Origin of the sequence: Granulicella aggregans, assembly GCF_014203275.1 — a bacterium.
Taxonomy (GTDB): Bacteria; Acidobacteriota; Terriglobia; order Terriglobales; family Acidobacteriaceae; genus Edaphobacter.
The window spans coordinates 283,558-304,116 of the sequence record NZ_JACHIP010000005.1 but is presented as its reverse complement, the minus strand read 5'-3'; the positions used below and the strand labels follow the sequence as shown (position 1 = coordinate 304,116).

At 58.2% G+C, this 20,559-nt stretch carries 14 protein-coding genes and 1 tRNA gene; 8 read left to right on the top strand and 7 right to left on the bottom strand.

The annotated features are described in order from the left end of the window. Window positions 1-50: 50 nt before the first annotated feature. Together HDF16_RS18620 and HDF16_RS18615 are read right to left on the bottom strand one after the other, a co-directional pair. Window positions 51-1,628, bottom strand: coding sequence for a collagen-like protein (locus HDF16_RS18620; RefSeq protein ID WP_184220007.1), 1,578 nt, complete (start codon window positions 1,626-1,628; stop codon window positions 51-53). Window positions 1,629-1,801: 173 nt separating this feature from the next. Beyond that, entirely contained in the window at window positions 1,802-4,576 is a 2,775-nt protein-coding gene (locus tag HDF16_RS18615; RefSeq protein ID WP_184220004.1) for a serine/threonine-protein kinase, read from the bottom strand. A 46-nt stretch (window positions 4,577-4,622) separates the two neighbouring features. Here HDF16_RS18615 and HDF16_RS18610 point away from each other — a divergent pair, with 46 nt between their 5' ends. Beyond that, on the top strand, window positions 4,623-5,192 hold the full coding sequence (locus HDF16_RS18610; protein WP_184220001.1) for a sigma-70 family RNA polymerase sigma factor: 570 nt from the start codon (window positions 4,623-4,625) through the stop codon (window positions 5,190-5,192). Window positions 5,193-5,926: 734 nt separating this feature from the next. Here the strand turns inward: HDF16_RS18610 and HDF16_RS18605 are convergent. Next, window positions 5,927-6,373: a MarR family winged helix-turn-helix transcriptional regulator gene (locus HDF16_RS18605; protein ID WP_184219998.1), complete on the bottom strand. Its 447-nt coding sequence runs from the start codon at window positions 6,371-6,373 to the stop codon at window positions 5,927-5,929. Window positions 6,374-6,487: 114 nt separating this feature from the next. Here HDF16_RS18605 and HDF16_RS18600 point away from each other — a divergent pair, with 114 nt between their 5' ends. The 4 genes from HDF16_RS18600 (at window position 6,488) to HDF16_RS18585 (ending at window position 11,865) form a co-directional block, all read left to right on the top strand. After that, the gene (locus HDF16_RS18600; protein ID WP_184219995.1) at window positions 6,488-7,108 is read left to right on the top strand and encodes an FMN-dependent NADH-azoreductase; all 621 of its coding nucleotides are present in this window, start codon (window positions 6,488-6,490) and stop codon (window positions 7,106-7,108) included. Window positions 7,109-7,323: 215 nt separating this feature from the next. Then, entirely contained in the window at window positions 7,324-10,494 is a 3,171-nt protein-coding gene (locus HDF16_RS18595) for a CHAT domain-containing tetratricopeptide repeat protein (protein WP_221312888.1), read from the top strand. After that, the gene (locus HDF16_RS18590; RefSeq protein ID WP_184219990.1) at window positions 10,494-11,114 is read left to right on the top strand and encodes an RNA polymerase sigma factor; all 621 of its coding nucleotides are present in this window, start codon (window positions 10,494-10,496) and stop codon (window positions 11,112-11,114) included. The genes HDF16_RS18595 and HDF16_RS18590 overlap by 1 nt, the downstream gene beginning before the upstream one ends. A gap of 61 nt (window positions 11,115-11,175) precedes the next feature. Beyond that, window positions 11,176-11,865, top strand: coding sequence for a hypothetical protein (locus tag HDF16_RS18585; protein WP_184219986.1), 690 nt, complete (start codon window positions 11,176-11,178; stop codon window positions 11,863-11,865). Between the two features lie 77 nt (window positions 11,866-11,942). On the opposite strand, the gene HDF16_RS18580 is transcribed toward HDF16_RS18585, so the two are convergent. Then, complete coding sequence (locus tag HDF16_RS18580; protein WP_184219983.1) at window positions 11,943-15,803, bottom strand: FG-GAP-like repeat-containing protein; 3,861 nt, start codon at window positions 15,801-15,803, stop codon at window positions 11,943-11,945. A gap of 132 nt (window positions 15,804-15,935) precedes the next feature. Here HDF16_RS18580 and HDF16_RS18575 point away from each other — a divergent pair, with 132 nt between their 5' ends. The 3 genes from HDF16_RS18575 to HDF16_RS18565 all read left to right on the top strand — a co-directional run bounded on the left by HDF16_RS18575 (window position 15,936) and on the right by HDF16_RS18565 (window position 18,339). Further along, entirely contained in the window at window positions 15,936-17,123 is a 1,188-nt protein-coding gene (locus HDF16_RS18575; RefSeq protein ID WP_246409292.1) for a phosphatidylinositol-specific phospholipase C1-like protein, read from the top strand. Between the two features lie 206 nt (window positions 17,124-17,329). After that, on the top strand, window positions 17,330-17,626 hold the full coding sequence (locus tag HDF16_RS18570; protein WP_184219980.1) for a hypothetical protein: 297 nt from the start codon (window positions 17,330-17,332) through the stop codon (window positions 17,624-17,626). After that, a complete protein-coding gene (locus tag HDF16_RS18565; RefSeq protein WP_184219976.1) occupies window positions 17,623-18,339 on the top strand; it encodes a tyrosine-type recombinase/integrase in 717 nt (238 codons plus the stop codon). Before HDF16_RS18570 ends, HDF16_RS18565 begins: the two co-directional genes overlap by 4 nt. 60 nt (window positions 18,340-18,399) lie before the next feature. Here the strand turns inward: HDF16_RS18565 and HDF16_RS18560 are convergent. From HDF16_RS18560 to HDF16_RS18550, 3 genes are all read right to left on the bottom strand, one after another. Then, window positions 18,400-18,474, bottom strand: a tRNA-Val gene (locus HDF16_RS18560). A 12-nt stretch (window positions 18,475-18,486) separates the two neighbouring features. Then, window positions 18,487-19,626 carry a tyrosine-type recombinase/integrase gene (locus HDF16_RS18555; protein ID WP_184219973.1) on the bottom strand — a complete coding sequence of 380 codons (1,140 nt, stop codon included), beginning with the start codon at window positions 19,624-19,626 and terminating at the stop codon, window positions 18,487-18,489. Window positions 19,627-19,636: 10 nt separating this feature from the next. Further along, window positions 19,637-19,843: a helix-turn-helix domain-containing protein gene (locus HDF16_RS18550; protein ID WP_221312885.1), complete on the bottom strand. Its 207-nt coding sequence runs from the start codon at window positions 19,841-19,843 to the stop codon at window positions 19,637-19,639. Window positions 19,844-20,559 lie beyond the last annotated feature (716 nt).

Genomic DNA, 20,559 nt, shown 5'->3' with positions numbered 1-20,559 from the left:
CCTTTTGGTGTTCGCTGGCTTCCTGAGTCTTTAATGCCCGTGCTTTCGCATTACCGGTGACGGCGGGGATTGGAACCCTGCATGACGGTGTCCTCTTCCGGATGACCGAAGAGCTCAGGATGGAGGAACTTGCCTTTGTCCGGGATGGCCTTATCCTCTACAACCGGGATGCGGTGCGCCTTTGCCCATGCATCCTGGCGGATACCGGTGACCTGCCAGGAGACTTCTACTCCGGGCTCGTCGGTCTGGATGATGAAGCGGTTGTTCGAGACCTTCGCCGCGATCCAGACCTTTGCAGGCCTTCCAATTGTGGTGAGCTGATAGCGGAAGTCTCGATTGAGTGCCTCGAACCAGTCGGGAAGCTCGACCGTGGCGCGGCCGCTGCTGTCGGTGATTGCGTTGCCGTCATAGATGTTCTTCATGTCCGGCGACTCGACGAAGGAGTGCGAGAGGTATTTGTTTTCGGGGTCGAGCGGATGGTCGATCCTGAATGAACCGCCAGCTTTGGAGAGATTTCCGGAGACGTCTACGTTCCCGTGGAATGCGCCCGCGTATACGGCACCGGCACCCGCATAAGCGTCAATTCCGTTTCCGCCCGCAGCGTTGCCGCCCACTGAGTCGGCGCCAATCGCCAACACACCGTCGCCTCCGGCCCCGGCTCCCTGGCCACCCCTGAAGGTCCCACCATTTCCTCCGTAGGTTCCGGCTGTAAAACTCGCGGAACCCATCCCCCCAACACCATCGCCGCCCGAGGAACCCACTCCGCTGCCATTGCCGCCTCCGAGACCCTTCACGCCAACGCCACCATCAGCGGAACCGCCCGAACTTTGAGCGCCCCGGGCGTAGATCCCTCCGCTGCCGTCGGTAGCGGTATTCAAGATGGTGAAGACGTAGTAACCCTGACCATCGGCACTGCCCTGATAGGGCAACGACAACGCCCCCGCCGGACCTTGAGAACCGGCTGGCCCTGTTGCGCCTGCGGGGCCCTGCGGGCCAGACGGTCCGGCGTCAATGGGGAATGTCTGGGAAGGGGCAAAGTGAATGGTGCCGTTGGTGTTGAAGTAGAAGCCGGTCTCGGCGGGTTTGCCGCCGATGCCGTTGTAGTACAGCAGACTCATCGTACCGGCAGGGTTCGCGGTGTTGTTCCCCGTAGCCTCCGCCTGGAGCGAGAAGTACGGGTTGTACACGAACTTGGCGGCGCTGTTGTAGTACTGAAATCCGAAGAGCAGCGGGACGGAGTTCGTGCCGGTGGACGGACTGGCATTGCCGGTTCGCGCAAGACCAAGGGAGCCGCGAAAGATGGCCGGCCCTCCGACGTCGAGAACTCCATAGCTGCTAGGGGCGACGCCGATTCCGACGCTAGTGGAATTCGCACGGATGATCGAATTGCCGACTGTCGACGCGCCAGTAAAGACCGGCACGAGACCAGTCGTGCCGCCGCCAGTGGTGACGGGTGTTGAGGTCACGGTTGCCGCTGCTGCTTCCCGCTGGGGACGGATATCCGAAGTCGCAGGTGTAGCAATCTGCTGAGCGTAGATGGTTGTTGAGTAAATAGTCGCAGCAAGAAGATAGAGAAGACCGAAGCGCGACAAGAAGCACAGCAGCAATTGCCGGGGTGGATTCGACATGCGGAACTCCGCTACCAGGATTGAGGGCTTCGATCGGGGCGATGGATTGGCCATCGCCTGATTCAGCTCTCATCCTGGTAACCGCAAACGCGCGAAGAAAACTACCATGCAGATGAAATTTTTTATACCTCTGAGTTTGCGAAGGGCTGATGGAAGCCAATGGCTCTCCGGGTTTACTTTCTGACAGCGGCGTCACGCCAGGCTGCGGCTTCTACCGGCTTGCCCCACGAATCGTACATGTCGACGATCCAGACGCGGCTCTTATCCAGAACAGATCGGTTCTCGAACGGAATGGCCTCAATCGAGTCGAGCAGCGCCTTATGGCTCGATAGAAGCAAGGGCTCGGCCTCCGGGAACTGACGCAAGCCCGCCAGAGAAGCGCCCAGCATGCCGCGTGCGTACTCCCGCACCCAGGGCCGTTTGGCGTTCTGTTGTCCCTTCACCGCTTCCCGCAGCAGCGGCTCTGCTTTGGCAAAGTCATGCCGCTCCAGATCCATCCCTCCGAGCGACATAAGTTCCCCGATCGTTGCCGGATGAATAGGACCGAGAATACGCCGCTCCCCCGCGAGAGCTTTGATGAACAGCGGCTCCGCCTGGTCGTACTTGCCTTCCTTCCAGTAGAGTGCTGCGAGATTGCTCATGCTCTGCAAAGTGTCAGGATGGTCTTCTCCCAGCACGCGCAGCCTTCCCTCGTAGGATTCTGCAAGCAGCGGCTCCGCGTGGAGATACTTGTGCTGCGCATAGTAAAGCCGTCCCAGATTCTTCATCGTAAGCAGCGTATCCGGATGCGCAGGCCCAAGCACACGTCGCTCAATCTCCAGGATTTGGAGAAAAAGCGACTCGGCCCGTGGAAAATCTCCCTGCTCGCGATAGACGAATGCCAGCCCATCCATGCTTGCCAGCGTTTCAGGATGTTCTAGCCCGAGTGTCTTCTTCCGGATCTCGAGAACACGGACCTGCATGGCAACGCTCTCCGCGAACTTGCCCTGGTTCGTATATTGGTCCGCGAGTTCGCTCATGGCGGAGAGCACGGCAGGATCCTGCGCTCCCAAAGCGCCGGTCTCCGATTTCAGCGCACGTTCGAGCTGTGCCGACGATCGCGCGTAGTCTCCCTGGCTCGCCGAGACCATGGCCAGCCCGGTCATCGCTTTCATCCCGAGGCGTGGATCCTTTGTGCTTCGGCGGTCTTGCGCCAGGACTGCATTGAAGAGTGTTTCTGCCTGCGCATACTTGCCTACGGAGACCTCCAGGTTTGCCATGCTTTCGAGCGTCTGCAGGGTCGCCGGGTCTCCAGGCGGCAACACTTTTCGCCGAATTTGCAAGGCCCTGCTCAATTGACTCTCGGCTTGCGGATAGAGTCCCAGATCCTGGTAGGCCGCGCCGATGGTCTGCCGGACAGATGCTTCCACTTCCGGTTGCGAGCCAAATCGGTCCGGGATACGAGCAGCCGCCCGATCAAGCGCAACGCGCACTTTGAGATCAGGATCGGGCTTGTTGCTCCCCGATTGCGCGCTGGCACCTGCCTGCGAGAGCAGATCATTTTGCAGGAAGTCGCTCACTGCTGCGGCGATTGCAGCTTCTGTATTGGCTCTGCCTTTCTCGCTCAATGCGCGTTCCTCGCCAGCCTTTGCAACCCGCTCTGCGATCACTGCGCGGTCCCGTTCCATTGCGGCTCGCTTCTCCGCATCATTGGCCTGGTCCCGCGCAATCAAGGCGACCCGTTCCGCACGGCTGGCGCGAATCGATTGGCTGGCGATAGCGACGATGCCGATCAGCACTAGCACGACAACGGCGGTCGCAGACGCGCTGGCCGCCTTGTGCTTCGCTGCGAACTTGCGCAATTGATAGGCAATGCTGGGCGGCCGTGCCAGGATTGGCTCGACATTGAGATATCGGCGCAGGTCCATGGCCAACTCAGCCGCTGAGCTGTAACGGCGTGTTCTGTCTTTTTCGAGCGCCTTGGCTACGATCGTCTCCAGATCCCCTCGATAGGCCCGGCTCAAACTTCCCAGGAGCACGGGCTTTTCCTCGCGGATGACCCGGGCCGCTTCGTAGAGATTGCGGGTCACCTTGTAGGGCAACTTTCCCGCGAGCAATTCGTAGAGAATCACGCCCAGGGCATAGATGTCGCTGCGAGCGTCCACTTCGAGAGAGTCGCCCTGCACTTGTTCGGGACTCATATAAGTCAGAGTTCCCACCAGTTCTCCAAGGTTGGTCTGGCGTGAACTCTGGATATCGGTATCGGTCAGCAGCGCAACGCCAAAGTCGAGAATCTTGGGCTGACCGGTCTCATCGACCAGGATATTGCTCGGCTTGAGATCGCGATGAATAATGCCGCGCTGGTGAGCATGCTGTACTGCATCTGCCACCAGGGCAACTGTCTCTAAGCGCTGACGCGTGTTGAGTTGCCGCAATTCGGCGTCCTCGACAATCGAGCGCCCGTGAAGGAACTCCATCGCAAAGTAGGGCTGGAAGCCAGTATCGGTCTCCGCTGTTCCTGCTTCATAGATGCGCGCTATGCCCGGATGCTGCAATCGACCTAATGCCAGGGATTCGCGTTCGAATCGCCAGAAGGATTCGGGCCCCATCATCGCCGTCTTCAGCACTTTCAGGGCTACGATCCGTTGAGGCTGGTTCTGTTCCGCTTGATAGACCAATCCCATACCGCCTTCGCCGATCAGCGCGAGGATGCGATATTTGCCAATCGTTGAGGGGACACTCCGTGTGAGGGACGAAGGAGAAAGCGGGGCAAACAGGCTAGCCCCCTCCGCCACGCGTTCGAGAACACTTTCTCCGCCGACATCGTGCCGCAGCAGTGACTCCACTTCCAGACGCAGCTCTTCGTCTCCAAGCGACGCTTGGGCGATGAACGATTCACGTCCGACCGGATCGAGTTCGGACGCCTGCTCATACAGATTCGCGATCTGTTCGAAACGTTCCGGCCGCATATTGCACGTACTGTACTATGGGGACAAATTGCGAGCAATCAGGAAGATGACGGAGTCCGAAAACATTACGGAGCTTCTTAAGGCGTGGGTTAGCGGCGATATGGCCGCACGCGAACTTCTGATCCCTATCGTCTACAAGGAACTCCATCGCCTGGCCCACTACTATCGAAGGCGTGTCGGTGCGGGCGAGACTATCCAGACAACTGCGCTGGTCCATGAAGCCTACATCCGCATGGTGGATATCAACGATGTCGAGTGGAACGACAGGGTCCACTTCTTCTCCGTCTCGTCGCAGTTGATGAGGCGCATTCTGGTCGACGCGGCGCGTGCCCGTGCAGCAGACAAGCGCGGCGGATTTCTTCAACGATCGTCGGTCGATAACCTGGATGAGATCGTATCTCCCTCTTCGAAACGCTCCGCTGAATTGATTGCTCTCGACGATGCGCTTTCCCGCTTGAACGAGTGCGATCCAAGACGCGCTCGTAACGTGGAGTTGAGGATCTTTGGGGGATTGACGGTTGAAGAGTCGGCGGAGATACTTGGGATCTCTCCTCAGACAGTAATGCGCGACTGGAAGTTCTCTAAGTCCTGGCTGCTGCGCGAACTCTCTACTTGAGCCGCGGATGCCTTCAGGTTTTTTGTCCATCGGGTGCTGGCCTTGTGCCACATACCGATCTTCTAAATCTGCAGCACGAACAACGACCATAGCGAACATAGCTCCCAGGACGGAAAACCTGGGATCACCATCAGGCGGGTTCTCAGTTGGTGAGAACAGGCACTATGGAGTGACCGGCGCGATGCGCTGACGTGGGTAAAGACAAGAGGAAGATCGTCACAGCGGTAGGCCGCGAACTATCGGGGTTTATCTGGTCCATAGGCACCAAGGCGGAAGCAACTGTGATGCGGCGAATAGCAGCTTGAGAAGAAGAAACGAAAGCAATCTCGCTTATGAACATCGTCGTCCAAATCGAGCACAGAGCCAGCAGCAGACGGGGTGAGCACGAAGGAGAATCCTCGATCGGCCTATGAGACAGGCTCAGCCGGACTCGCGACAACAGTCAGAGGCAGCTCCCGACGGATCAAGTTGTGCGGTTCCGACCCGCGAATATCAGACTGATCAATCGTCGCTGAGAACTGCCCCGACTGCCGCTGGCTCTGTCCTCGAACTACGGCGAAAACAACAAAAGCAAACCCATCGACCACGCAGGTTGACACGGTCACTCCATATCAGGCCGATGCACGTTTCCAGGCCGTCTGCCTCAACGAGTGCATTGGCGATTTGTCATCAATCTAGAGCTGTTCTTCCGAGAAGGGTCTTACCAATCTGATCGATCGGCGGCAGCCTGCGAACTACAACCCGGCCGCGATATCGGCGAACACCTTTGTCGCCGCGTCCAGGTGGGCTTCCATTTCGCGGGCTTTCCGTTTGCCTACGAGATTCGCAACAGCCTTATTGAGTTCTTCTCTCACCTCAGCGCACGCGGATTTTACTGACTCACCGCGCGGCGTCATTCGGACGACCTTGGCGCGGGTGTCGCGGGTGTCCGGAACCTGCTCCAGATAACCGTCGCGCTCCATTTGCTTCACCTGTTGGCTCATTGCCTGTTTGGTCACCCCCGCGCGCTGTGCCAGGGTGGTCGACCGTGTGCCGCCTTCGTCAAGCAGCCACAATAGGCTGGCGGACGCAAACGGGAAGTCGACATATCCGCGCCGGGCGAGTCTCGCGACCACGGCGGCGGCGTGGGCACGCGTTGCCGTTAGCAGGCCTCTAGCGACATTGGGCGAAGATATGCTCATTGAATAATGGTAAATTGGGTTGACTATCAAAAGGCAGTGTGAGAAGCTCTTAGGGAGATGGTCAATTTTATTGACCATCTCAAAGAAGCCGCGCTGCGGCCTGAAAGGAATCATATGGCAACCCTTCTTAACATCCAAACGAGCCCACGCGGATCAGGCTCACTCTCGCGTATCCTCAGCCAAGACTTCGTTACCAAGTGGAAGAAGACGCACGACGACGGGAAAGTCGTTCTGCGTGATCTAGCGGAGGGCGGACTCCCCTTTGTCGACATGCCTTGGATCGGCGGTATCTTCCTTCCACCAGAACAGCGATCAGTTGAGCAGCAGGACGGACTGAAAATCTCGGACGAGCTAGTTGCGGAACTCTTTGCAGCGGATCACATCCTCATCGGAACGCCTATGTACAACTTCACCGTCCCCGCAAATCTGAAGGCCTGGATCGACCTGATTGTTCGTCCGAGGGTCACGCATTCGGGACCTCCAGAGCGCAAAGGGCTTGTCACGGGAAAGCGTTGCACCATCATCATCGCCTCTGGCGGCGTCTACGACGAAGGCCTTCCAGCGTCGGCATCCGACTACGAGTCCGGCTATCTCAAGCGCATTCTCGCCTTCATCGGTATTTCAGATGTTGAGGTTGTCATGGCAGGCGGAACAGCAGCAGCAGCGTTCGGGTCGACCACCATGGAAGAGCTGGCTCTTCAATTTCGCCCAGCTGTCCTCGTCGCAGCTCAATAGATAGTCCGAGAACATTGGCATCCGCGAGCGACGCGTCAGAGCCCAGCAACAGTGGGCGTCGACGGTGCCCGTGGGATTGGTCCGCTGCGAGGAACTCTTACTGGTTCATCGGGCTACGAATCTGAACTGGCGAGAACAGCCAATTCACATGTCAAGAACACCCGCTCAGAGGATCATGTGGCATAAAATATCCCGCAGGGTGTGTCGGGACCACGGTGAACGTGAAGCCTCTTTCGGGATGGAAGCTGATTTGTCTGGTGTTTCTGGCTTTGACGGGGGCAATCTGCCTGCCTCTGCCAGCGCGCACGCAAGCTTCGCTGACTGCCGCGACACCGGCGAGCCTTCAATTTCAGCCCGGTGAAATCAGAGTCCTTCAGATAACGGGCGAGCCGCACTCTATCCAAGTTGTTAAGATTGAGTTGGGCGGCGGACTAGTCAGCCTGCGGTCTCCGGAGACGCCCAATCGCGTGCTCGATCTTGGCCGCGGCGGGCGTCTTTTCTACGCGGTTGAAATGCCAGAGACTGGCCGCTCAAACATCGAGTTCAGCTCGTCTGAGCATCAACGGCCTTCTGATGTCAGGATTGAGTTGGTTACTCCGCAATTCACTCCTGATCAAAGAGTCCATCTTCAAGCCGCCGGCATAGCCTTTGCTCGCGCCGAGATGGCACGCCGTCACCAGCCGGGCGCACCCGGACTCACGGACGCTCTTGCCCTCTACGAACTGGCCTCCGGCGAGGCGGCGGTGGTGGGTGATTCATCGCTCTCCCGCTGGGCGCTCACCCAGGAAGCCCGCTTCCTCTTGTTCACGAAGAGCAGCTTCGTTCAAACCCGAGAACTGCTCCTGCGTGCCGTAGTACTTCAAGTAAAGGATGACGCTGCTACCGAGGCGCTACTTTATAAGACACTCAGCACCTGTGACTACTATCTCGGAAGGCTGCCCGAATCTATCTCCGAAGGAGAGCGTGCTCTTGCGCTTTACCGCGAAACCGGCGATCAGTATTGGCAGGGCATCGTCCTGGGAAATCTCATCACTGGCTATGCCGAACTTGGCCGCAGCGAGGATGCAGCTTCCGCCGCCCGTGAAGCTCTTACCGACGCAGAGCAGACGCAGGATGCCGCTGGCGTTGTCTTCGATCTTACGGAGATGGCAGATCTCTCCCGTCAACAGGGGGATTTGCAAACAGCCTTCCAGTCGTTTCGCGAGGCGGAACGATGGGTGGAAGATATCCGCTATGCACCACTTGTCCAATCCGAGATTGAGGAAGCGATGGGTCGGTTCTACGTGGATCTGGGTCTATGGGCGGAGGCCGAGCAACAACTCCAGCTTTGCCTGAGCCACACAACCGCCGATAGTGCCCTGGCACTCGAGGCCCGAGGGCTGCTTGCTCGAACCGTCGCACGCCGTGGCAAGCTCACGGCCGCTCTTCAGCAGTACGACGAAGCCATCGCGACCTCACGGAAGCTAAAGCTCCTCCCCGAGGAGACCTCCCTTCTCCTTGATCGCTCCGCGACCCTGCTTCAGGCCGGCCGTGCCCCGGCAGCGCTTGCAGACGCCCGCACCGCAGGCAAGTTGTCTGACCAGCACACTCCTCTATCTCTCCGTATTCAGTCCCAGCTTGCCGAAGCCTCGGCCTGCCTCAGTGCGTGCACCGATCCAAGTCAATCGGCTGAGATCTACCACCGGGCGCTCAAACTCATCGAAGAATCCGGCGATCGGGAGGAGGAGTCCATTGCCTACTTCGGCCTGGCAAAGGTTTACGCGGCCCAGGCTAACTATTCTGCGGCCCTCGATGCGACCGAAAAAGCGCTAACCCTTCTGGAGCACTCGCGGTCTTCGCTCTTCAGCCGCCGCCTCGCGGCGAACTACTTCGCTGAACATCGCGACTGGTATGCTCTCGGCGTTGACGTCGCCATCAGGCTCGATCGCCTCCATCCCGGCCAGGGATATGGAGACAAGGCATTTCAATTTTCCGAGCGCGCCCGCGCTCGAGCCATGTTGGACGCGCTCGGAGATGTGGAACTGAATAGCTCCGACACCCTAGCGACTCCACCAGCACTATTGCTTCGCATCGCCGCAAATGAGAATCGTATTGCCAACGAAAAAGCGCGCCTGCTCTCCGACGCCAGCTCTTCGAAATCTGCGTCGACATTGCAGGCTCTATACAGCGAGCAGGATGCTCTGGAGGCAGAGCGGCCAGCGGCAAACGGAAGTCTCTCTGCCCGCAACTCTGACCGGCCAGCCTCTATCTCGCGGATTCAATCTGAGTTTCTTGAGCCGGACGCCGCCCTGGTTGCGATTTCTCCGGGTGAGCACGCCACGTATCGATGGCTCATCACCAGGACCTCTGCAAAGATTGAGGCGCTTCCATCTATGGAAGTGCTCCTTCGCCACCTCTCTTCGCTCCAGCAGGCACTTCGTCAGGGCGCACCTGGGCTCCGCTCCGGAGAAGACGCCGTCAGTTACGCAGGCCGAGTTGCGGTCTCCAACAAGCAGCTGGACGCCTCACTTCAGCGGGCAGGCTCTCTTCTACTTCCCGCACTTCCTCCTACGATTCATCGAATCTATATCGTTGCCGACGGTCCCCTGCAGGCGCTTCCATGGAATGCTCTGCGCACGCGCTGTGGCGGGTCCACCTGCTATCTCATCGAACGCTACACGCTCTCCGTCGAGCCATCGGTTTCTGTTGCGCTGGCCCTTGCCGCCAGGCCGCAACCGGAACGACAGCAGCGCGCTGTCGTCCTCAGCGACATCGTGCCCGCTAGCGGGAACAGCCTCCCTCGCTGGTCGACCATCAACTTACTTCCTGGTTCCCAGCGCGAGGCACACGCCATCGCGAAGCTTCTGCCGACAAATCAGGTGACCAGCCTTCGTGGCCCGAACGCTACAAGCGAGAACCTTTATCGCTCCCTTAGCCCCAATGTTAGCCTTCTCCATATCGCCGCCCATACGCTCTTTGTTGCCGGGCACCCGGAGCTCTCAGGCATCGCCCTTTCGGCCGACCACGATCAACGTCATAACGCCCAAGGTGTTCTTTGGCTCCACGATATCCCCCGCCTCAATGCGCCGCCTCTTGTTGTTCTCAGTGGCTGCGCGACGCAAGGCTCGGATATATCCGGAGAAGAACTCAACTCGCTCGCTCAAGCATTCTTCTTTGCCGGCGCGCAGCAGGTGATCGCAAGTAATTGGAAGGTTGACGACGATGCGACCGCAGATCTGATGCGAGACTTCTATCGTAATCTCGTTGTCCGGAAGATGCCCGCGGAGAAAGCGCTTCGCTTCGCCCAGTTGAATCAACTCAGGCAGCATGCGGAAGTGGTCGACTGGGCTGGCTTCGTCATCAATGGCGTATCCGCACGCACCAGCTTCGAGATCGTGAGGCGCTAGTGCATCCGTCTCTCCCCCTCACATCGTTACTTCAAGCGCTCGACCCGGACTCAGAGCGTGCCGCGCATCTCTATCGTTCGCTGCAGAAGCGCATCGCCCGCTTCTTCCAAATTAACAATGCGTCTGATCCTGAGTCGCTCGCCGACGAAGTGATCGATCGCCTTGCAGAGCGCCTCGGTTCAACCCAGCCCGGGGACATCGGCTCGCCTCAGGCGTTCGCCCTTGGCATCGCCCGCAACGTTCTGCGGGAAGACCAGCGCAAGCAACGCCGCGAAGAGCGGACCGCCACAGAGTGGGCTGCCTTTACCCTTGCAAACAAAGGCCATGATGAAGAGCTACTGCACGACCTCGATCAATGCATGGCCCAGATGCGCGACGACCAGAGGCTGCTGCTGCGGACCTACTATCAGTGGAGCGGCCGGGAAAAGATTGAACACCATCGCCGCATATCGGAGCAGCTTGGCCTGACACTGAATGCTCTTCGCAACCGCCTGATGCGCGCACGCACTGAACTCGACAAGTGCATCCAGAGACGCCGCAGTGATGTTTTAGGCTCAGACAGCACTAAAGGACAGGAGGTTAGACAAGCTGGAAACAGATCCCCAAATCGTTCGAGGTGAGCTTCTCGCATATATCACTAACTCAATCCCACCTGAGGGACGAGAGTCGTTCGATCGACGTTTGATCGAAGACGACGACTTCTCGCACGAGGTGGATAAGGCTGAGTTGTCTCTCATCGAGGAATACTTGGACGGCACCTTGCCACCCGGTGAGAGGCTCGCAGTTGAAACTTGGATCAACGGCTCCCCGACCCGCCGCGCTCACGCAGCCATCACTGCGGGTTTGCGGTACTCTGCGACGCGCCTCACGAAACGGCGATCCATTCCCGTTTGGTCCTGGGCACCCATCGCAGCGTCGCTTGCCCTCCTCATCGCCCTCCCCTACCTTCACCACAGGATGCCTTCGCCGTCACTTGTCTCCCCGGCGGGTCAGACTTCACGAGCGGTTACGAGCAGTCCTATCGCCGAAGATACCATCCTTCTCGAAGCGAAGCGCCTCCGTTCCAGCAGCCCGGAGAATGGCCCTCCCACTACGTACCGCCTGCACGTCAACCAGCCGACTCGAATCCAGATCGCACTGCCGGCAGCCGCGCCGCGCACAACCTACTCCGCTGATATCTACCAGGGAGATCAACGCGGCGGCTCACCCGTGATCCATCGCATTGATCTCCCTCTCATCCAGGTGCAATCACTTTCCTACCTGGAACTTCATGTGCCGCCCGGTTCGCTTTCCAAGGGTGAACACCTCGCAGAATTGCACTCCGCAAACGGTGCTTACCGCTTGCAGTTCTCGGTGGAGTATCTGCCTTAGCGATCGGCCAGCTGAAAACGGAGCAGTCCGCCTAGTGGCGAACTGCTCCGTTTCATCCCGGATCTACAAAGTGCTTTCTACTGCACCGTCAACGAGAACGTCGCAGAGTGGACCTCACTCCCCGAAGTCGCAGTCACGGTGACTGTGCTGTTTGTCGGCTTCTTGCTGGAGCCCCCACCGCAGCCTATTAGTGTCGCAACAGTAAGGAGTGCGACTCCAACGAAGGGTGTCTGCCGTCCTCGGATCGACTTGCTGAATCGCTGCCGTAGACCTGCGAGGCCTCCTAGCCCAAACATCACGACCGCCCAGGAAATTATCCCTCGGCCGCCTCTCGGACTGTTCTCCACGGGCAGTAATTGTGCGCTCGCTGCGGAGGTCGCGATGGTCAGTGCGGTGGTTACGGCAGTAGTTCCTGTTGGTGTGACCGTACTCGGCGAGAAGCTACAAGTCGCTCCCGAAGGAAGACCCGTGCAAGCGAAGGTAACAGCCTGATTGAATCCACCTGACGGAGTGATTGAGACTGTGGTCGTTGCAGCCTTCCCATTCGCCACGGTCGCGCTTGCCGGCGACAGGCTGACGGCAAAGTCAGGCGTAGCCACTGCCGTGACCGTTACGACCACACCGTTCGACACCGAGGCCGCGAAGCTGGCAGTCCCTGCATAGCTCGCGGTGATCGTATCGATGCCGGACGGAAGAACGGTTGTAGTGAGGGTCGCCTTTCCGGTTCCATCAAGCACGCCCGAACCGATGCTCGTCGATCCGTTCAGGAACGAGACTGTACCCGTCGGGATCGCTGTGTTCCCGCTCGGTCCCGCCACAGTTGCGGTCAGTGTGACGCTCTGGCCGGCCGTGACGGGACTTGCAGATGCCGTCAGCGTCGTCGTGGAGGTTGCAGGCGTAGAGGGAGCGCTCGCTACAGTGACGGTGAAGGCGGCCGAGACGGAAGACGAAAAGCTGGCGTCGCCTCCATAAGAAGCTGTGATGGAGTGGCTGCCCACAGCAAGGATCGCCGTCGAGAGCGCCGCTTTGCCCGAGGTATCGAGCATTGCCGAACTGAGAGAAGCTGGTCCGTCGTTGAACGTAACCGAGCCCGTGGGCGTTCCGGCTCCTGATGCAGGGGTAACTACTGCGTTCAGTGTCAACGTCTGGCCCACCGTGATCGACGAGGCCGATCCCATCAGCGCGGTGGAACTCGAGTTCAACGTAGGGGGCGTGGTCGTTGCACCTGTCTGCAGGAAGATCGTGTTCCCTGCCACAAGGTCCGTCTTGCCGTCGCCGTTCACGTCGTAAGCCCCGGCGATCGTAAAGGTTCCGCCCTGAAGTTCGATCGTCAACGTCGGGAGAACGCCTCCACTCTCGTACCCGCTTGGATTGCTCTTGAACGTCCCATCTCCGTTGCCGGGGAAGATCCCGCTCACATCGCCGACCATTGCGAGATCGACGACACCATCATTGTCAAAATCTCCAATGGCAAACGACTCATCCTGAACAAAGCCTCCCAACTGCACCGGGGTCAACGCTTGAAACGTTCCATCCCCTTTGCCCAGACCCACGCCAAGCATGTAGGTAATGTTGCTTCCCGAGAACGTCTCTCCCTCCGTGATGATGTCCGGAATTCCGTCGCCATTAATGTCGCCTACCGCGATCGGGTTGGGTGTGGGATTCGCGATGAGCGATATGTTGGTGGCCGCAGCAAAAGTCCCATCCGCTTTGCCAAGCATCACCTGCAGGGAGGACGGGGTCGTGATCGTCGGGGTGCCATTGACGTTCGTGTAGATCGCATAGTTGTAAAGAACCATGTCCGGAATCTTGTCGCCGTTCAGGTCAGCCACGTTGATGGGCGCAGACGGCGGGAGCGGTTGGTCAGGCGTAGTGCTACTGGTAGTGAGAACGGTCAGCGCCGGACTCGCAAAGGTGCCATCGCCATTACTCACCTGCGTGGCGTAACCCGCTACATACGTAACCGCGCTTGCACCCGCCGGAAGGTAGGATTCCGCAAACCCATACAGAATCTCGAACTTACCTGCCTGATTCGTCAATCCTTGCAAGCCTGAAAGTACGGGAAGCCCTTCAAACGCTCCGTCAGTTCCAAATGCCGGAGCCGGAAAAAACTGGGGCGTCTGGAAGCTCCCATCCGCATTCGCAATTGCAGTAACGAAGCCACTTCGCGTCGGGTTCTGGTTGATGTATTGCTGCGGTAGATAGATCAGGTCAGGGTGGCCATCTCCATTGATGTCCCCCGTAGTAAACGAGTCCTGCGCGATCACTTGGTACTGTGTTCCCTGGTAAGTAAAACTGCTTCCAGATAGAGCTGGTGCCGCCTGGCGAAACGTTCCGTCGCCGTTGCCATAGTAGGTGGCGTAGGTGGAGTTATAAACATTCGAGGTGTCAGGAGTGATGCCGATGAAGTCTAGCTTCCCATCGCCGTTCAGGTCCTGAAGTTTCAGGAAGTTTGCATAGGGCACCTCCGGAGCGCCTGCGAAAGTTGCACCTCCGTTGCCCATCAACGCATAGCCCTGGTCAGGAGTGAAGTCGTCGCCGCTGAAGATGCCCGCCTGAGCATTGCCGGAGTAGATATCCAGAACTCCGTCTCCGTCCAGGTCTGTCGCCATCACATGGCCGTGATTTTCGATGCTGGCGTAAGTATTCCCCAGCGTAAACGTGCCGTCGCCGTTGCCCAGGAAGATGGAAATGGAGTTTCCCGTGCCGGCCGCGAAATCAAGCTTGCCGTCCTTGTTGAAATCGCCTGCTGCAAGCTGAGTGCCTTCGTTGGAAGTCGCGTTAAGGATATCGAACGCCGTCAGCCTGGGCAGCGCGGTGAAAGTTCCGTCGCCCTTGCCAAGGAACACCACTCCACCATTCCCAACGAGATCTTTCTTCCCATCCCCATTGAAGTCGGCTGAGATCAATCCATCCTCTACGCCACTCAGGGCAATCGTCTTCGCCGTGCCAAAGGTGCCGTCTCCTTTACCCGGAAGAAAGGTCAGGTTTCCTGCAAAATACGGATTGACACCCCCCACCGGGATCACGATATCAAGCTTTCCATCGCCGTCGAAGTCATCAATCACAGCGCTATCGGAGAGAATTCCCGTGGCAAGAACATAGGTCGCCCCAACGGTGAAGGTCCCGTCGGCCTTGCCCAGCAGGATCGTCACCGCGCTTTGAGAAGGCGCTGTCGAAGTCGACCCTATCCAACCGACCACCACAAGATCAGGATTGCCATCTCCATTCAGATCCGCCGCGACAATCCCATAGGGCTGATTCGTCGCGGGTATCGGCTGCTGTAGTGAGCTGACAAACGTGCCGTCGCTCTTGATCACGAAGGTATCGAGGACATTGGCGTCGGCAGCCGAGTTATAGACGGCGATGGCCGCCATCCTCATGCCACCGGTAGAAACCCCAGCGTAGAGCAGGGAACTCGACGAGGTCCCAATCGTTGGATCGGCACACTTGCCATTGAACTGCCCACCAACTGACGTTAGGCCCGCCGCGGCGTGCAGAACCTGGTCATAGTGCTTCGTCTCTGAGTCTGGCGTCCCGTATGGGTCCGACGTGTTCCCCGAGTACGGCACATTGCCTGCAGCAATAGAGCAGTCAGACTGGCGAGCCAACACCAGCCCATTCGCAGCAGAGGCGATAATCGCCGTCGCATTTCCTTGAAAGTTTGCGAGCGGCAACACCACCGGCGGTAACGCCGCGGCGGGTCTATATCGTGTCAGGCGGTCTTCCGGGATCGCGCGGCTACGATCGCGCTCTTGCGGGATCTTGCGCGCGGGCTGCGCGCCAAACATTGGTCGCCGATGAACCGAACTCTTAGCCTGAACCGGCTGCGGGGTGGCTGCTCGGGAAGTTGTCTGGCCAATACCCGATGCCGTCAAGCTACCGCAGAGAAGAACCGCTGCTGCCGTCAAGAGAGAACCAGTGCGTAGGAATGCCATTGCTGCCACGTTGCATGAACTCATGAGAACCCCATGGGCGGTCTTTTAGTTTCCTGTAACCCGAGTGATCGAAACTGCCAAAACATCTCGCAGAAAAATTCACAATCTTTGCAGGGACCGGTGGAAGGTAGGATGAGCACGTGGAAACCTGCTGAGTTGGTGATGATCGCAGAGAAAGGACTCTTAGTGTTCATCGCAGCAAAGATCTTCGCTCCGCTTGCCCTTGCGACCGTATCAGCCAGCTCCTTCGCTCAGGCCAGCCCCTCATCGGCGAAGCAGGACGCAACGCTCCGGATCAATCAGCTGCAGGTCGTTGGTACCCACAACAGCTATCACTCCGGTCTGTCGTCCGGCGAAAAAGCCTATCTTGAATTGCGAGACCGGCGGACAGCAGAGGCCCTGGACTACAGCCATCCGCCTTTGCCGCAGCAACTCTCAGCCGGCATAAGGCAGATTGAGCTAGACATCTTCCCCGATCCAGCGGGCGGCAGGTTCGCAGGCCCAATCGCGAAAGAGGGAAGCGTCATCGTGGATCCTAATCCCGATCACGAGATGGAGAGCCCCGGCTTCAAGGTGCTGCACCTGCAAAAGGTGGATCAAGGTAGCACCTGTCGAACCTTGATCCGCTGCCTCAACCAAGTCCATGACTGGTCCCAGCAGAACCCCAACCACCTGCCCCTATTCATCCTGATCGAGTGCAAGTCCTATCGAAGCGTGACGCCCACCGGAGAGACTCACTTCGAAGCCATGACGCCCGCCCTCTTCGACGCACTCGATAAAGAAATCCTCTCAGTCTTCCGTCTGTCTGAGATCGTCACACCGAACCAAGTGCGTGGAAGCCATGCCAATCTTCTGGACGCCATCAAAGATACCGGTTGGCCGACGCTCGTCGCCGCCCGCGGCAAAATCTTCTTCTTGTTAGATAACCGCGACCTTGCAGCCACCTACGAGCAGGGATACCCCTCCCTGAAAGGCCGCATACTCTTTCCCAACTCCGTTCCGGAGACCCCGGACGCAGCCTTCGTCGAGATGAACGACGGTCCACCTGAGAAAATCGTCCAACTCGTCCGACAGGGATACCTCGTGCGCACCCGTGCCGACTCGGACACAATGCAAGCTCGCTCCAACAGCACCCGCCGCCGAGACCAGGCTATGTCCTCCGGAGCCCAGATCGTCAGCACCGACTATCCACCCTCCGAGCCCGCCCGCTGGAGCGGGTACGCCGTCGAATTTAGCAGAGGCCATGTGGCCCGATGCAATCCGGAAAATCAGCCTTTGGGCTGTAAAGACGATCTGCTTGAACCGGTACAGAATCCTTAGATCATCGCGAGACCTGAGTTTCACAACGCACTTGTGTTGTCTGCCTCACTGTTCTAGACCGTCTTTACAGACGATCGCCCTCGTCGGACTCTCCTTGCGATCGGCGCTCTCAGGTGTATCGGTACTACCGCAAGTCGGTCATTGATCCTGAAACCGAAGACGTCCGAGTCAATATAGTTCCCGTTAGACTCGGCTCGAAATCGCAGATGACGAAAGACGAAGCACATGCTGCTCTTCGAGATGAGATCGCGAAGAAGACTGGTCAAATAGGCGACGGCCGGGTCCTTAAGGACGGAAGCGTCACCTTCGAATGGTTCGTTCGCAATCGCTATTTTCCGCTTCGGCAGGGAGACTGGCGACCGGAAACGGCGCGGGAGAAGAAGGCGCAGATCGAGATCGATTTGATTGCAAAGTTTGGAACGCACTCTCTCGATTCGATCGACAAATTCGAACTCCAGACGCATGTGAACATCTGGCAAAGACGTACAGCCAGGACCGAGTGAAGCAGGCGCGATCCTCTCTCAGGTCCATCTTCGATGAAGCAATTGAGCAAGAGTTCCTGGTCAAAGATCCGACCCGGAAGCTAAGGATTCCCAAGAATCTGAGGCCGAAGGACAAGCAGATCTTGACTTGGGAACAGCTTCGAGCAGTTCTGGCAAAAGCGACACGTCGAGACCGGCTGTTGTTGATGCTGGAGATGACCGATGCCCTCCGGCCGAGTGAGTTGTTCGCGATCCGCTGGCGCACGTTTGACGGCGAGAACACGCTCGACCTAACCGAAACCGTCTACCGAGGAGAGATCCGCTCTTATGGCAAGACACCCAGGAGCCTCGGCAAGAGGCATCTACCCGATGACCTCGCCGCCGAGCTCCGACAATGGAAGCTGGAATGCCCAGATACGTCGCCTGAAGCGTTCATGTTTCCGAACGCGGACGGAGGCTTTATGGACACCTCCAACTACCGTTCCAGGGTCCTCAAACCGCTTGCGGATTCGCTGGGAATCCCGAAGCTGAACTTCCAGGTGATCCGGCGAACTATCGCCACAAGGGCACAGAGTCTGGGTTCAGTGAAAGATATTCAGTCGCACTTGCGTCACTCAAGGGCTGACACAACGGCCAATGAGTACATGCAGAAGCTGCCGGAGAGCGTGCAGCAAATGGTAGGCACGGTCTACGCTATGCTCACCGGCAACGCAGGCTCGCAGAGGGTGAATTGAGCATCTGCTACCAAATGCTACCAACCGCTTCGGGGAACCGCCTGTAAGTTGTTGATTTGATGGTGGGCACAGCAGGATTCGAACCTACGACTTCCACCGTGTGAAGGTGGCACTCTACCGCTGAGTTATGCGCCCGACTCTTTCTATTCAAACAGTTGCGACCCCCGTAGTCAAACGCATGGGAACGTTTGGGAACGGAAGCGATTTTACGATGCGAGATTGCGCCTCCCGCTTGGCCGGTGTCACTGCCTGGACGTAACGGTCCATCGTGATACTGACGTTGGCGTGACGGAGCAATGCTTGGGTTGTGGCAACGTCGGCACCTTGGCTCTTTACCAATGTCCCGAACGAATGCCGTAGAGTGTGCCAGCCTACTCGCTTCTGAATTCCGGCACGCTTTGCAGCGGGTCGGACGTGGTCCTCCATGCCAGCGGTCGGCCAATACGGTTGAGTGCCGCCCTTGCCCGGACTGCCGAAGAGGAAGTCCCCGTCCTGGTTGTATGGGCAAGACCCGCGCCAAGTGAGCAAGACAGAAGCCAACCTATCGTCTAGCGGGATGGGCTTTCGGCTCGCCTCGGTCTTCATCTCTCCGACGTGCTGACGCACGATACCCCGCGACAACTGGATCTCGCCCGCTACGAAGTCGAAGTCGGCCCACTTGAGCGCAAGTAACTCGGACACCCGGAGGCCGGTAGTCAAAGCCACGTACACGGCGGTGCGCCAAGGGTTCTCAAGTTCGACTAGCAGCGACCCAATTTCCAGCGTCGTCAATACATCGGGGACGCGAGTCCTCTTTGCCGACTGCCGGACAAGCGTGATCGGGTTGGTGTAGGCAAACTCCCAGCGCATCGCATGGTTGTAGACCGCGTGCATGAGGTTCCGTATCTTGGCCTTCGTCCCTGGTGCAAGAGACAGGCCCGACAGCCAAGACTCGACCGCAACGGCCTTTACGTCGCTGAGTAGGGAACTGGCCCACTTAGGGAGAATCCACGTCTTCAGATAACCCGCGTAGACCTCGCCGGTGTATGGCGTCTTCGTTGGCAATTCGTGTTCCGCGTAATGGGACGCCAGTTCGCCGAAGGTGCGCGGCGACCGGGTATCCCGGTTGATGTTTGCGCGGATTTGTTCGCAAGCCCTCATCGCTGCCGACTTGGTTGCGAATTCATCCACGGTTCCCACCTTCTCTTTTCGGTTGACTGTCCCGTCCCGCCACCTGAAGACCCATACGTCCGGGCCTGCGTTGCGGCGCTCGCGGTAGAGACAACCCTCTTGGTATCGTCTGCTCATTGATTCCCCTTCAGGTATGAGCAGGCGGACTGGTCTGGTTCCGCGATTCTACACGGAGCCATTGGTCTAGTTCACTCGCCCGGAAGCGCCAATACCGCCCAATGCGGTAAGCAGGGAGATCGCCGCGCCTCGCCATTCGCTGGACGGTCTTCGGGTGTAGGCCGCCGAGAAACTTTGCTGCCTCGGCATCGCTCATCAGTTGTTCAAACTCCGACATGGAAACCCCATTTCTTCGACTCAAAGTGCCTCGGTTGAACAGTCGCCACTACCCCAGCCGCATGAATTGCCGACGCCGCCACGGGCCACCAGACGCGATTGCGGGTACTGTGGAGGGCCGATGGGAGAGATGCCAAGGTGCCCGGCTGCGCTAGAATAGCGCCACAACCAAAGGACAATTTATGCCCTACACAAACGACCCCTTCGCTCATCGAATCAATCCAAACGGGACTAAAGATTCAATCTGCAAAAAGTGCTTTCTGACCGTAGGCACAGGGGAGACCGAAGAACACATGAAGATACTAGAGCGTGACCATGTTTGCGACCGCTGGCGGCTCGAAGTAATCGAAATTGCACGACAGCGGTCAAAGGTGAATCAGTAAGACCATTTCAGGCCGCCTCCGAATCGCTAAGTCTTTCATTTGCAATGGGTTTCCGCCACGAAATTCGCCCCAAATACGGAATCGCCAGCATTCATACGGTTTTTCATATACGCATCCTGAAAACGAGATTTATTTCAGTTTGTGTAAATATATGATTGGCGGAGACCTTTATAGCCTCTGTTTTCAACATTTTAGGGTACCCCGGCCTATGCCACGCACCGGTGTGCCCCTCGATAAACTCTTTCGGATGGCGTCCGTCGCGTAGACTACACACAGCACTGGAGGCCCGAACGACGTGGCCATTCATACGACACTATTCACTCATCGCGAGAAT